The following is a 13,073-nucleotide window of genomic DNA, read 5'->3' as shown; positions in this document are numbered from 1 at the left end:
GGAGCGAGGCTCGCCCGTTGAAATCGTTGCTGCATAGCTGATCCTCCGATGAACCAGCAGAAGCATCATCCTCAACAGCAGCAAATGTGAGTCAGAGCCCAATTTTGACCCCCCACCTGTTTCGTCTGACCATCCGTCTTTTGCTGACGGATGGAGGGGGAGTTGAAGCGAGTGGATACGATTGCGCGTGTTCGTCGAGCCTTCCATGTTCAGGGCTGGTCGGTGAAGAAGATCGTTCGGGAGCTGCATGTGTCCCGCAACACGGTGCGCAAGATTCTGCATTCCGATGATACTGACTTTTCCTACGAGCGAGAACGCCAGCCGCTACCGAAGACCGGGGCTTGGAAAGCCGAGATCGAGCGCTTCCTGGCCGCGAACGAAGGCAAGCCACCTCGCGAGCGACTGACGCTGATCCGGATTTACGAAGAGCTTCGGGCACTGGGTTACGACGGTAGTTACGATGCGATCCGCCGCTATGCGAAGGGATGGTCAAAGGACCGGGGTGCCGTGACGGCCGAGGCCTACGTGCCGCTCTATTATGCGCCCGGCGAGGCTTATCAGTTCGACTGGAGCCATGAGATCGTTCTGATCCAGGGCGTGACGACGACGGTGAAGGTTGCGCATGTCCGGCTCTGCCACAGCCGGATGATGTTCGCGCGGGCCTATATGCGTGAAAGCCAGGAGATGGTCTTCGACGCCCACGACAAGGCCTTCGACTTCTTCCGTGGCACCTGCACGCGCGGCATCTATGACAATCTAAGGACGCCTCCCGGGCGAGGTGAACATTTGGCGGCACTCGGCATTGGATGCGTGAATCTATCCGGCCTATCGCTGGAGCTATCACGCTCCTGGCCTTGATGGAGTCCGCTACTTCTGTCCTTATAACATGATCGACCTTTTTGGCCTTGTCGTAGATCAGGATCCGAAGCTGCGGTCCGTGCCGTTACGCCATCAGTTCTTACCTCGCATTCATCATCGCCTTATAGGCAATGATTGGCAAATAACTATTGTGCGGCATAGCGCTCCTGTCGCGTGAGCAAGGCCCATGCTACCCGTGCGGTCTTGTTGGCAAGCGCCACGATTGCTTTATTAAATCCCCGGCGAGCGACTAGCTCTTTCAGCCACTGCGATCGGCGATCGTCGTGACTGGCAAGTCGGCTGATGACTGCGCGTGCACCATGGATCATCTGGCGACGTAGATAATGGTTCGCTCGGCGGCCAATTCCACCAAGCCGTGGTTTGCCGCCAGTCGAGTATTGTCGCGGGACCAGTCCGATCCAAGCCGCCAGCTCTCGTCCGGATTTGAAGTGACGTCCGTCCTCAACGCTAGCAACCAGTGCCGTTGCAATGATTGGACCGACGCCTGGCAGTTCGGACAAGTGGCGGCAATCTTCTCGCTCGCGGCAAATCTCGGTAATCTTCCTGTCGAGCCTGGCAACTCGGTCATTCACATCGGTGAGTTGGTCGAGGAGTTCGAGGAATAGCTCGCGCCCGAGATCGGAGAGAGCCGCATTCTCGATAGCCGAGGGTGCCTGGGATGCAAAGCGCCACGGTCCTTGCGGCAAAACGATTCCATATTCGGCGAGAAGGCCTCGAGCGTGGTTGATCAGCGACGTACGCTGTACGATCAGACGCTCTCTAATTCTATGCAGCGACTGAAGGTCTTGCTGTGCGGTGGACTTCACCGGTACGAACCGCATGGTTGGACGTGTCGCAGCTTCATAAATTGCCGCAGCATCTACGGCGTCGTTTTTGGAGCCGCGAACGAAGGGCTTCACAAAGCGAGGGTTGATGAGCAGCACCTCTCGCGCATTATCTTTGAATTCCCGCCCCCAGTGATGCGCACTGGCGCACGCTTCCATAGCAATAGTCTTTGGAGCGAGTGCGTTAACAGTCTCGGCCAACTTCGATCTGCTGACCTTGCGCGACAAAATAGCGCCATCTGCACCAATGCTGTGCAGATGAAACGACGACTTTCCGAGATCGATCGCGAGCAATTCGAATGTCATGACTTCCTCCTTTGGTTGGCCTTTCATTCTGAAGGTTCGGAGGGAGGCGTCCATCCCATAACATGAAGACGGCGGTGGAGGCTGTCTTTATCGGCAAGGAACGGCTCTACAATCGCCGTTTCCTGCAGATGTGCAGCCATTATCTCGTCCACCCCGTAGCCTGCACGCCAGCATCCAGCTGGGAGAAGGGACAGGTCGAGAACCAGGTCGGCCTTGTGCGCGAGCAGTTTTTTACGCCGCGTCTCAGAGTCAAAAGCCTGGAGGAACTGAATGTCTGGCTGCTCGATAAATGCGTTGCCTATGCCAAGGCTCATAGCCAACCCGAACAGACGGCGCAGACAGTTTGGCAGATGTTCGAAGCCGAACGCAGCAGCCTCGTGCGCTACGTTGGCCCATTCGATGGCTTCCACAGCGTTCCGGCCTCGGTGTCGAAGACCTGCACCGTCCGCTTCGACAACAGCAAATACTCGGTCCTGTCGACTGCCGTTGGTCGCCCCGTCGAGCTTCATGCCTATGCGAACCGGATCGTCATCAAGCAGGATGGGGTGACGGTCGCGGAACATCAGCGCAGCTTTGGCCGCGGCGATACCGTCTATGATCCCTGGCATTACATCCTTGTCCTCGCTCGCAAACCCGGTGCCTTGCGCAACGGTGCTCCTTTCCGGGAATGGGTTTTGCCAGCCGCGATGGAGAAGGTTCGCAAGCGGTTGAAGAGCGTCGATGACGGTGACCGACAGATGGTCACCATACTCGGATGCGTGCCCGCCGATGGTCTTGCTGCGGTCGAGGCAGCTTGCCAGGAGGCGCTTGAGCACGGTGTCAGGAGGCCCCCGGCATGACCTCAGACCAAGCCAAGTAACATGGGTTTCAAGAACTGGCTCCGCATGCGCTGTAATGGGACTATCACTTCTGGTTTAGAAACTCCTTAGCTGCGGCGTGTAGGTCAGGGTGTGCCCATTGGTCGCACGTGCCTGCGGAACAAGTGAACCATACGTCTAGCGCCTCGCTATCATGTGGGTGGTCTATCTGAGCATGTCTATTGTACTGACAGACCACGAGATTGTTATAAAACCGATCGGTCCGGAAAAAAGTGAGGGAGACCTGGGTGGGATCTATTAAACAACCCGTTTCCTCCAGTACCTCGCGCGCGCCAGCCTCCTGCCAGGTCTCCCCGCGCATTTGATATCCGCCTGGAAGACCCAGGAGACCGTACCCCGGATCCCGAGCACGGCGGATCACAAGCAGCTGCCGTTGTTCGTTGTAAACGAGGACGAAGACCGTCGTTAGGGCGTTATCGTAAGTTTTCATGTTCGCTTTCATGGGATTGCTAGTCAGTCGGACACTCCGGCGGCAACCTTTGTACCATTTGCGAGCGCGTGGTCACATTTCTTGGCTGAAGCACTTCGACGCTGAACGGAATACAAGCAAATCCGCACCGCCCCCCCCCAGATACCCAGAGAGTAAATGTCGCCCCGAGGGTAAAACCGATTCGCTCGCGCCTGCGTATACCGGGTATCAGCAACTACGGACAATGTTGCTCAACTGTTAATCGGTAGAGGGATGCGATAATCATGTTCGACCATCTCGACGCGTCGATTTTTGCCAGGGCGCAGTTCGCTTTCACGGTTTCATTTCACATTATCTTCCCAGCCTTCTCTATTGGGCTTGCTAGTTATCTCGCTGTTTTAGAGGGTCTTTGGCTTTGGAAGAAAGAGCAAGTCTATCTGGAACTTTTCAATTTCTGGAAAACAATATTTGCGGTCGCGTTTGGTATGGGCGTCGTCTCCGGCATCGTTATGTCTTACCAGTTCGGAACCAATTGGAGCGTATTTTCCGACAAGGCCGGCCCCGTGATCGGCCCACTCATGGGCTATGAGGTGTTGACCGCGTTTTTTCTCGAGGCGGGCTTCCTGGGTGTCATGTTGTTTGGGCTAGATCGGGTCGGCCCGAAGCTCCACTTCGTTGCAACCTGCATGGTCGCCGTCGGGACCCTCATATCTGCGACCTGGATATTGGCCGTTAACTCATGGATGCAGACACCTGCAGGCTTTGGTTTAAACGATGTTGGGCAATTCATTCCGCTTGACTGGTGGGCCATTATTTTCAACCCATCGTTTCCCTACCGTTTCGTACATATGGTCTTGGCCGCGTATCTTACCACCGCGTTTGTCGTCGGTGCCGTCGGCGCTTGGCATCTTTTGAAAAACACGGCGCCCCGACGTTCCCGAACGATGTTCTCGATGGCCATGTGGATGGCGACAATCGTGGCTCCAATCCAGATCGTTGCAGGAGATGCACACGGGCTTAACACGCTCGAGCACCAGCCTGCCAAGGTGATGGCGATGGAGGGCCACTACGATAGCCATCCAGGCGGTGCGCCTCTGATCCTGTTTGGCATCCCAAATCCATCGGAAAAGCGTATCGATTACAAAGTCGAAATTCCAAAGATGTCGAGCCTCATCCTCAAGCATGATCTCAACGCCCCGTTAGCCGGCCTCGACACGATACCCGAAGAACGCCAGCCCCCAGTCGCCGTTCTATTCTGGTCGTTTCGTGTGATGGTCGCGATCGGATTTGCCATGCTCGGCATGGGCGCTTGGAGTTTATGGTGCCGTTGGCGCGATACGATGGGGACCAACCAATGGCTCCATCGGGCAGCTGTTGGAATGGGCCCCGCAGGCTTCGTCGCCGTGCTGTCAGGCTGGCTCACAACAGAGGTTGGACGTCAGCCATTCACGGTCTACGGTCATTTGTTGACGGCAGATTCAATGTCTCCCATTCAGGCCCCTGCTGTTGCGGCATCGCTTCTCGCATTCGTCGTGGTCTATTTCGTGGTCTTTGGCGCCGGTACGTTCTACATTCTGCGTCTGATGAAGCGTCTGCCGCGCGACCCAACGCCGGTGCTTGAAGAGGGACCACTTCGGACAACCGGTATCACGCCTGGTCCGATGGCTGGAACCCATGGGAGTGCGCATCATGGAAATTGATCTGCCGATCGTTTGGGCGGGCATTATCGCCTTCGCGGTTATCGCTTATGTACTCTTGGACGGCTTTGATCTCGGCGTCGGCATACTATTTCCGCTTTTTACAGAAAAGAGAGATAGGGATGTCATGATGAATTCCGTGGCGCCTGTTTGGGATGGCAACGAAACATGGCTGGTGCTTGGGGGAGGCGGTCTGTTGGCTGTTTTTCCTTTGGCCTACGCGACGATCCTGCCCGCTTTGTATGCGCCGATCATCGCCATGCTGCTCGGTCTTGTCTTCCGAGGTGTTGCCTTCGAATACAGATGGCGAACCCAGCGCGGCGAGTTTCTCTGGGACTGGGCTTTCGCCGGTGGTTCTATTCTCGCCGGCTTCTCGCAAGGTGTGGCTCTCGGGGCGCTGGTGCAAGGTGTTCCGGTTGCAAACCGCTCATATGCTGGCGCATGGTGGGACTGGCTAACACCGTTTTCGGTCACAACCGGCATTGCGCTTGTCACTGGATATGGCCTGCTCGGAGCTACCTGGCTTGTCATGAAGACACGCGGTACCCTGAACGAAAAATCGCGAATTATTGCGACACGTGCGTGCATCGGCCTCATCGTCGCTATGGGTCTTATAAGTATCTGGACACCATTCTTAAACGCCGTTTATTTCGACCGCTGGTTCAGTTCTCCGACAGTAATTTTTAGCGTTATAGTGCCGCTTTTGGTCGCCTCGTGTTTTGCGGTACTGCTCCACGGGATAAGAAAAAAGCGTGATGCGCAGCCTTTCATTGCTGCGCTGGGGTTGTTTGTTCTCGGCTATATAGGCATCGCGATCAGCTTTTATCCGTTTATTGTACCGGGCTCGGTCACGATATGGGACGCTGCGGCACCAGATAGCAGCCTCGCATTTCTACTTGTAGGAGCGGTCGTGTTGGTACCGATGATCCTGTTTTATACAGGATATGCCTACTGGGTTTTCCGTGGAAAGGTGGATCCTGAAGAGGGGTATCATTGATGAAGGAGACGAGTCTGCCGCGAAAATTGCTTTGGTTCGTTACTCTTTGGGGAGCTGGCGTATTCACGGTCAGTCTAGTTGCCATTTTTATCAAAGCGTGGCTGACTTTGTAGACTGGAAAGTAAGCTATTTTCGCCCGGATCGATATACAATTTCTCAGGGCAACTTTGTACTGCTGGGAACGGGATAAAGATGTTTCGAGATCTAAACGAATATAGGCCTCGTCGCCCTGAACCGCCGGACAGGAAGCCGCAGCAGCTCACGCGAAAGCAGGAAAACGTTATTTTCACAGTGATATTCTTCAACGTCGTTATGGCACTCTTTGGACCTTTTTGCGGCTCATCCGTAATCGAAGCCGTGATCTCAGTTTTCGGACGTTTTTAGTTCGGTCGCTGCTCAACCCACATCTGAGCGGCATTCGCCGATATTCGCAAGGCTTGTTTTCTAAGCTGGCGAACACCGGATAGTTAAACCGAGTCACGCGTCGTCAAGCGGGCCGGACTTTACTGCGACGGTGTTCCGACGACCGTCACCGGAACGCCCTTGTAGGAAGGCGTGCCCGACTGGTGGTCGAAGTGGCGGAGCGACATCACGGCGTTCATCTCCGGATAGTAGCCGGCGATCGATCCCTGCGGGATGTCGTAGGCCACGGCCGTAAAGCCGCTGACGACATGATCCTCGGGATCATCAGAAATCAGCCCGCGGATATCGATACGGTCGCCATCCTTCAGGCCGCGGCGTGCGAGGTCGCCGGCATTCATTAAGATCACGTCGCGCCGACCGAAGACACCGCGGTAGCGATCGTCGAGGCCATAGACCGTCGTGTTGTACTGATCGTGGCTGCGGATCGTCGTGAGCACGAGTGCCTGCTTGCCCTCCAATGCCGGGTCTTCCGCGAGGCCGGGCGCCAGCAGGAAATTCGCCTTGCCGCTTTCGGTGTTCCAGCGGCGAAAAGAGGCGGCGACATCGAGGCGGAAGCCACCGAGCTTGCGCACCCGCGTGTTGAAATCGGCAAAGTCGGGAAAAACGACCTCGATCTTGTCGCGGATGCGGTCGTAATCGCCGATCAGGCCGTCCCAGTCGATGCTGTGACGACCACCGAGTGTCGCCTTGGCGATCCCGGCGATGATCGCGGGCTCGGAGCGGAGCAGCTCACCGGGCGGATTGAGGAAGCCGCGCGATGCATGCACCATCGACATCGAATCCTCGACAGTCACCGCCTGCGGCCCGGAGGCCTGTGTGTCGAGGTCGGTGCGGCCGAAACAGGGGAGAATGATCGAGGTCTTTGCCTTGAGAAGCTGCGAACGGTTCAGCTTGGTGGCGATATGGACCGCGAGATCAAGCTTGCGCATGCCTTCGAACGTGGCGTGGTGATCCGACATGGCGACCGCCAGGTTGCCGCCGAGGCAGATCAGCGCCTTCGACTGGCCGGCGATGATCGCTTCGATCGCTTCGATGGCGTTATGGCCCTTGTCTGATTTCGGCCGGAAGCCAAAGGCGCGCTCCATGCCGTCGATCAGCGCCTTGTTGGGAATTTCGGTGATGCCGACCGTGCGGTCGCCCTGGACGTTGGAATGGCCGCGGATCGGCGCGATGCCGGCGCCCTGGCGGCCCAGATTGCCGCGCAGCATCAGCAGGTTGGCAATCTGCTGAACGTTCTGCGTTCCGCGGGCGTGCTGGGTGATGCCCATGCCATAGCATATGATGACATTCTTCGCTTTGACGTAGACGGCGGCGGCTCTCTCGATCGCCTCTCTCGAGAGACCGCTTGCCGCGGTGATCTCATCCCAGCTGGTTGAAGCGATGTCGGCGCGCAGTGCATCGAAGCCTGCGGTATGCTCGCTGATGAAGGCCCTGTCGAGCACCCCGGAACCGCCGGCATCGATATCCCGCTGATCCGTCTCAAATATCGCCTTCATCATGCCCTTGAGCGCACCAAGGTCACCGCCAACGCGGAGCTGGTGATAGGCCGAGGCGATCGGTGTCGAGGACATCGTCACCATCTCGATCGGGTCCTGCGGGGCAGCGAAGCGCTCGAGCGCCCGCTCCTTCAGTGGATTGAAGACGACGATCGGCACGCCACGGCGCGAGGCCTCGTGCAGGGTCGTCATCATGCGTGGATGATTGGTGCCGGGGTTGTGCCCGAAGGAAAAGATCGCATCCGCATGGTGGAAATCTTGAAGCGTCACCGTTCCCTTGCCGACGCCGATCGATTTAGGCAAGCCGACGCTGGTTGCCTCGTGGCACATGTTGGAACAGTCGGGGAAATTGTTGGTCCCGTAGCCGCGGACGAAGAGCTGGTAAAGGAAGGCAGCCTCGTTTGACGCCCGCCCGGAGGTGTAGAATTCGGCTTCGTCCGGGTCGGCAAGCTTGTTGAGTTCGGCGGCGATCTGTGTAAACGCGTCGTCCCAGGCTATAGGCTCGAAATGGTCACTGGCAGGATTATATCTGAGCGGCGATGTCAGCCGCCCGGCATCCTCGAGCTGGTGGTCCGTCCAGCTCCAGAGTTCGGCGACGCTGTGCTGTTCGAAGAAGGCGGTGTCCGTCCGCTTCGCCGTGGATTCCCAGGTGATCGCCTTGGCGCCGTTCTCGCAGAATTCGAAGGACGATGTGTGTTTCGGGTCGGGCCAGGCGCAGCCGGGACAGTCGAAGCCCTCGGGCTGGTTGGCCTTGAGCAGCGTCCGGCTGCCCTGGGCAACGATCTGCTGATGCGCCAGCGTCTTGGCCACTGCCTTCAACGCATCCCAGCCACCAGCGGGGTGATCGTAGCGCTCGATCCCTTCTGGACGCTGATCTTTCATGGATATGCTCCCGGTTCGTGTTAAAACTCAAGTGCGACCTGCCAGACTATGGCTACGATACGGCAGCCACGCGCTTTTGGGTACCATGCAAGTTCTTTTGACATCCAACAATCATCGTGATGGTCCCCTAATTGTTCAGGTTCAAAAGGCTGGACACGGTGAAAATGTCTTTGTCACCACGGCCGCAGAGATTGACGATGATGATCTTTTCCGGCGTCATGAGTGGCGCTCTCTTCATAACCTCGGCGATTGCATGAGACGGCTCCAGCGCCGGAATGATGCCTTCTACGACTGAGAGAAACTGGAATGCCTCCAGCGCTTCGAGATCGGTTGCGGATGCGTAACTGACACGTCCGCTTTCCTTGAGCCAGGAATGCTCAGGCCCAACGCCCGGATAATCAAGGCCGGCGGAAATTGAGTGTCCCTCGTTTATTTGCCCGTCTTCATCTTGCAAAAGATACGTTCGGTTTCCGTGCAGAACGCCAGGCTGACCCTTCGTCAGCGATGCGCAATGTTCGAATGTATCAAGCCCTTTGCCGGCAGGCTCAACGCCTAACATGGAGACGCCAGGATCGGCGAGGAACGGGTGGAACAAGCCGATCGCATTTGAACCGCCGCCGACAGCCGCGACCAAGAGATCTGGCAGGCGCCCCTCTCGCTCCAAAATCTGCGCACGCGCCTCTCTGCCGATCACGGATTGCAAGGTTCTCACCATTTCCGGATAGGGATGAGGCCCCGCTGCGGTTCCGATCAGATAGTAGGTGTCGTCGACGTTCGAGACCCAATCGCGCAACGCCTCGTTCATCGCATCCTTGAGGGTGCAGTTGCCCGAGGTCACGGATCGTACCTCGGCGCCCAGTAGCCTCATTCTGAAGACGTTGGGCGCCTGTCGCTCGATGTCTGTCGCGCCCATGTATATAACGCATTGGAGACCGAAGCGGGCAGCCATCGTGGCGGTGGCGACACCGTGCTGGCCCGCGCCTGTCTCGGCGATGATGCGGCGCTTGCCCATCCGCAGGGCAATCAGAATCTGGCCGAGACAGTTGTTGATCTTATGCGAACCCGTGTGATTAAGCTCGTCCCGCTTCATGTAAACACGCGCGCCGCCAAGGCGCTCACTCAAGCGTTCAGCGAAATAAAGCGGACTGGGTCGGCCGACATAAGTTCGCGACATTTCGTCAAGCTGATCCCAGAAAGATTGGTCGGTCTTCGCTGCCTGCCAATTCTCGGTCACTGCGATCAGCAGTGGCATGAGCGTCTCCGCCACGAAGCGCCCACCAAACTTTCCGAAAAAACCGTTTTCGTCAGGCAAGGCGTTGGCGTTTACTGACATCGGATACATACTCTCACTCCTGGAATATCGTTCAATATGGAGTTGCCGGAATTCGGATCTCGCAAAAGGTAGGCTTGCAGCTCAACAATAACGCCCAAGCATTTGCTTCAGCGACAGTTTAGCACGCATATTGACCATCAGAAGCGAAGTACCACTGATCTTCCGCTGGATGAACAGTTTGTCCGGCGACGGCAGTTGCCAGCTGGAGCGATCTGATAGCAGCGAGGTGGCCCTATCCCGGATCAATCCCACGAACTTTCGATCGGCAAAATCAAAAATGCCATCGCCGCTCTTTTGCAGCTGAGCGACAACGATCTCGATAATCTCGTTAACTTCATGCGGGTGCTGGGTGGCTTGTGACGCGGAAACAAACCCCATAGTCATCAATGCATCACGAATGGAAGTCACGTCTTCGGTAAGCGTAGCGCGCAGCAGCCTCCGATAGTCAGCGGCACTTTCGGCTTCGATGACACGGGTCGCACCGAAGTCGAGTAGCGCAATACGTCCGGTCTCTTTTTGCCAACGATAGTTTGCGAAGTTCGGATCCGTCTGCATCAGGCCAAACTCCAACAGTTCTCGCAGCACGAGATCGAGTAGCGCGCCCATCGCCTCGTTTCGTATCGTCTGCGGAGCCGCAATCAGCGTCTCAATCGGCGCGGCCTCGAGGAAATCCATAGGAAGTACGGTCGGGTGCAGCAATCCATCCGCAGGTTTTGGTACGATGAAACGGCCGTCGCCTCTAAGCAGATCTTGATAGCGAACCATCATGTTCGCCTCACGCAGATAGTCGGCCTCGTCATGCAACTGACGCTTTGCCTCGGCGAGATACGGCGCGATATCGAGGGCGGACGGAAGCAGGCCTGACATCCTCAAAAGGGTAGCGACATTGTCAATGTCGGCATCGATGCTTTTGGCAACACCGGGGTACTGAACTTTGACGGCCAATTCCCGCCCCGAGGCGAGTTGTGCACGATGAACCTGGCCTATCGAGGCGGCTGCAATCGGCGTCATGTCGAAGCGGTTGAAACGGCGCCTCCACCCGGGACCCCAAGCCGACTCCAAGGTCTTTTCAAGTTGATGCTGTGGCATGAAATGCGCTCGATCGCGCAATTCGGCGAGTATCGCGGAGAGTTCGCTGGGTAGGATATCGCCGGCATCAAGCGATATCATCTGCCCCAGCTTCATCGCAGCACCTCGAAGCCGCGACAATTGCTCTGTAACCCGTCGTGCATTTCCGGGGGTCAGGATGAGATCGGAAAGATGCGGCCGCTCGCCGCGTGCCAGTCTTCCAAGACCCTCTCCCACGAAACCCGCCGCAACGCCGCCGGCCAGTTTTCCAAGAGCCGCAAGTCTGGTTAGGCGACTTTCGGGAACAGCGCGAAACCGATCCGTCATCGAAATATCCTTTGCAAATGTGGTCTGATCCGCAGGAAGCCGCGATACCCAGCTTCGAATATCGGAAAGGCAGGCGGCCAACCTGCCAGAAGCCCGATTGGGCGCAGCAGTGGTATAGCCCGCCACATAGCGGCGAACGCGGCGGCACCTGACAAAAGACGTCCGTCTTCCTCGGCATGAAATCGCGACAAAATTTCCGCTCGGTCTATCGGGCAAGATGTTGAAGCGTCGCATGCATCGACAAACAATATCGCCTTCCGCCGATGATCGAGCCACCGCATGAGTGCGATCTCGCGCCGGCAAAGCGGGCAGTTGCTGTCAAACCAGACAACGAGTTGCCTTGTCATCGCATGGTACCCGTTGCATTGATCAGACATGGAATTTTCTGTCTAAGGGCATAGAAGCCCTTATTGCAAAAAGGCCATGCCTCCTGATCCCAGCTTCGCAAGTGTTCTGCCAATTGCATTCCGTAGCCGGGAGCCTTTTGCCCCAACATATCGAGCCTTTGAGCTGTTGGACCAACAGACGCGAAGCCTGTGACGATCTGACTACAGCCCAGTGCTTTAGCAGCTCTGAGGCCTTCCTCCTCCGGCGATACGAGGACTGCAGCCCGCGGCCATGTGTTGGTTGCTCGTTTCAGCGCGTCATTCAACGCTAGACGATCTGTTTCGTACTCGGCCGACAGAACCGAAATCGCTTTGATGTCCATCTCACCCAACGCAGGCAGTCCTTCAAGCGAGAGGTCCTCAATTGTGATCAAAATCATCGCCGGCTGGGATGGATCCGGATCCCGAAAATCTCGAAGCGGAGAGGGGGGTGGTACGACGATGCCGTCAGTCGGGATGACCGCCCTCCGGGCAAGACCCGTGGGAGAGAACCGGCCGTTGGTCATGGCGCGTATGCGGTCAGCATCGGCAAGATAGGCTTTGCCTTTCGTGTGCAGTCCCGCGACCCAGCGCCAAGACAAGGTATTTGATGCCGGGTCGGAGTCAACGAGATGGCTGGACATGAAGGCGGCGCCCAGTTCCCAGCGCAAACCAAGTGTAAATGTCCAGATCGAGGCGAACTGCATCCTGGCCCAATTATGGAGATAACCGGTGTCTTTCAACTCCGCGACCCAGGCGTCGAAGCAGTCAATTTCGCTGAGACCAGCGCAGGCGTTTTCGTACATCTGGGACAAATCATGATCGACCTCAAGCTGCTCACGGGCTTTGTCCAACTCATCCAGATAGCCGGTCCACACCGCAGGTCGCTGCTCGAGCCAACCCTTCCAATATGTCCGCCAGAAAATCTCACTGATGAATTTTTCAGCTTGGACAATCCCGTGCCGCGCGACGACCGCCGCGACCACCTCGGCTTCACAGACGACCCGACGCCGAAGTGCTGCCGACAGCCGCGAAACATGCACATGCTGACCGTTGCCCCGATCGAAGTTTCGCAAACGGGCGTATTGCGAGCCCGCTGCGGGCAGGAATTCCTCCAGCCGTTGCAGCGCGTAATCGCGGGTTACGGGAAACTCTGTTTGTTTAGGAGGCGTTTCTTTCACGAGCATGG

At 57.0% G+C, this 13,073-nt stretch carries 8 protein-coding genes and 3 pseudogenes; 4 read left to right on the top strand and 7 right to left on the bottom strand.

What is annotated here, in order from left to right:
- Positions 1 to 162: 162 nt before the first annotated feature.
- Positions 163 to 765: pseudogene (istA, locus tag A6U86_RS24930) on the top strand (IS21 family transposase); the annotation flags it as partial.
- Positions 766 to 958: 193 nt separating this feature from the next.
- On the opposite strand, the pseudogene A6U86_RS24925 reads toward istA, so the two are convergent.
- Positions 959 to 1,934, bottom strand: a pseudogene (locus tag A6U86_RS24925) (IS110 family transposase).
- A 134-nt stretch (positions 1,935 to 2,068) separates the two neighbouring features.
- Here A6U86_RS24925 and A6U86_RS24920 point away from each other — a divergent pair.
- Positions 2,069 to 2,830: pseudogene (locus A6U86_RS24920) on the top strand (IS21 family transposase); the annotation flags it as partial.
- 82 nt (positions 2,831 to 2,912) lie between these two features.
- Here A6U86_RS24920 and A6U86_RS24915 read toward each other — a convergent pair.
- Entirely contained in the window at positions 2,913 to 3,317 is a 405-nt protein-coding gene (locus A6U86_RS24915; RefSeq protein ID WP_052228050.1) for an NUDIX domain-containing protein, read from the bottom strand.
- Between the two features lie 263 nt (positions 3,318 to 3,580).
- Between A6U86_RS24915 and A6U86_RS24910 the strand changes: the two genes are divergently transcribed.
- On the top strand, positions 3,581 to 4,996 hold the full coding sequence (locus tag A6U86_RS24910) for a cytochrome ubiquinol oxidase subunit I (protein ID WP_047636783.1): 1,416 nt from the start codon (positions 3,581 to 3,583) through the stop codon (positions 4,994 to 4,996).
- On the top strand, positions 4,986 to 5,990 hold the full coding sequence (gene cydB, locus A6U86_RS24905) for a cytochrome d ubiquinol oxidase subunit II (RefSeq protein WP_047636782.1): 1,005 nt from the start codon (positions 4,986 to 4,988) through the stop codon (positions 5,988 to 5,990). Before A6U86_RS24910 ends, cydB begins: the two co-directional genes overlap by 11 nt.
- Positions 5,991 to 6,493: 503 nt before the next feature.
- On the opposite strand, the gene A6U86_RS24900 is transcribed toward cydB, so the two are convergent.
- From A6U86_RS24900 to A6U86_RS24885, 5 genes are all read right to left on the bottom strand, one after another.
- Positions 6,494 to 8,791 (bottom strand): FdhF/YdeP family oxidoreductase, encoded by a 2,298-nt coding sequence (locus tag A6U86_RS24900; protein WP_047636780.1) that lies wholly within the window; start codon positions 8,789 to 8,791, stop codon positions 6,494 to 6,496.
- 127 nt (positions 8,792 to 8,918) lie between these two features.
- Positions 8,919 to 10,133: a tryptophan synthase subunit beta gene (gene trpB, locus A6U86_RS24895; protein WP_047636779.1), complete on the bottom strand. Its 1,215-nt coding sequence runs from the start codon at positions 10,131 to 10,133 to the stop codon at positions 8,919 to 8,921.
- A gap of 72 nt (positions 10,134 to 10,205) precedes the next feature.
- On the bottom strand, positions 10,206 to 11,519 hold the full coding sequence (locus A6U86_RS24890; RefSeq protein ID WP_047636778.1) for an AarF/ABC1/UbiB kinase family protein: 1,314 nt from the start codon (positions 11,517 to 11,519) through the stop codon (positions 10,206 to 10,208).
- Positions 11,516 to 11,866, bottom strand: a complete 351-nt coding sequence (locus A6U86_RS34920) for a DUF393 domain-containing protein (protein ID WP_077472896.1) — start codon at positions 11,864 to 11,866, stop codon at positions 11,516 to 11,518. Before A6U86_RS34920 ends, A6U86_RS24890 begins: the two co-directional genes overlap by 4 nt.
- Positions 11,863 to 13,071: an FAD-binding domain-containing protein gene (locus A6U86_RS24885; protein ID WP_047636777.1), complete on the bottom strand. Its 1,209-nt coding sequence runs from the start codon at positions 13,069 to 13,071 to the stop codon at positions 11,863 to 11,865. Before A6U86_RS24885 ends, A6U86_RS34920 begins: the two co-directional genes overlap by 4 nt.
- Positions 13,072 to 13,073: the final 2 nt, after the last annotated feature.

The sequence above is a fragment of the Rhizobium sp. AC27/96 genome (genome assembly GCF_001692325.1).
GTDB lineage: Bacteria > Pseudomonadota > Alphaproteobacteria > Rhizobiales > Rhizobiaceae > Rhizobium.
Note: the sequence above shows the minus strand (reverse complement) of the source record. Positions and strands in the feature narration are given on the sequence as shown.

What these genes read in the sequence shown, in the direction of transcription:
- A6U86_RS24885 (WP_047636777.1), bottom strand. Translation starts at nt 13,071, where the DNA reads ATGCTCGTGAAAGAAACGCCTCCTAAACAAACAGAGTTTCCCGTAACC.
- A6U86_RS24915 (WP_052228050.1), bottom strand. Translation starts at nt 3,317, where the DNA reads ATGAAAACTTACGATAACGCCCTAACGACGGTCTTCGTCCTCGTTTAC.
- trpB (WP_047636779.1), bottom strand. Translation starts at nt 10,133, where the DNA reads ATGTATCCGATGTCAGTAAACGCCAACGCCTTGCCTGACGAAAACGGT.
- cydB (WP_047636782.1), top strand. Translation starts at nt 4,986, where the DNA reads ATGGAAATTGATCTGCCGATCGTTTGGGCGGGCATTATCGCCTTCGCG.
- A6U86_RS24910 (WP_047636783.1), top strand. Translation starts at nt 3,581, where the DNA reads ATGTTCGACCATCTCGACGCGTCGATTTTTGCCAGGGCGCAGTTCGCT.
- A6U86_RS24890 (WP_047636778.1), bottom strand. Translation starts at nt 11,519, where the DNA reads ATGACGGATCGGTTTCGCGCTGTTCCCGAAAGTCGCCTAACCAGACTT.
- A6U86_RS24900 (WP_047636780.1), bottom strand. Translation starts at nt 8,791, where the DNA reads ATGAAAGATCAGCGTCCAGAAGGGATCGAGCGCTACGATCACCCCGCT.
- A6U86_RS34920 (WP_077472896.1), bottom strand. Translation starts at nt 11,866, where the DNA reads ATGACAAGGCAACTCGTTGTCTGGTTTGACAGCAACTGCCCGCTTTGC.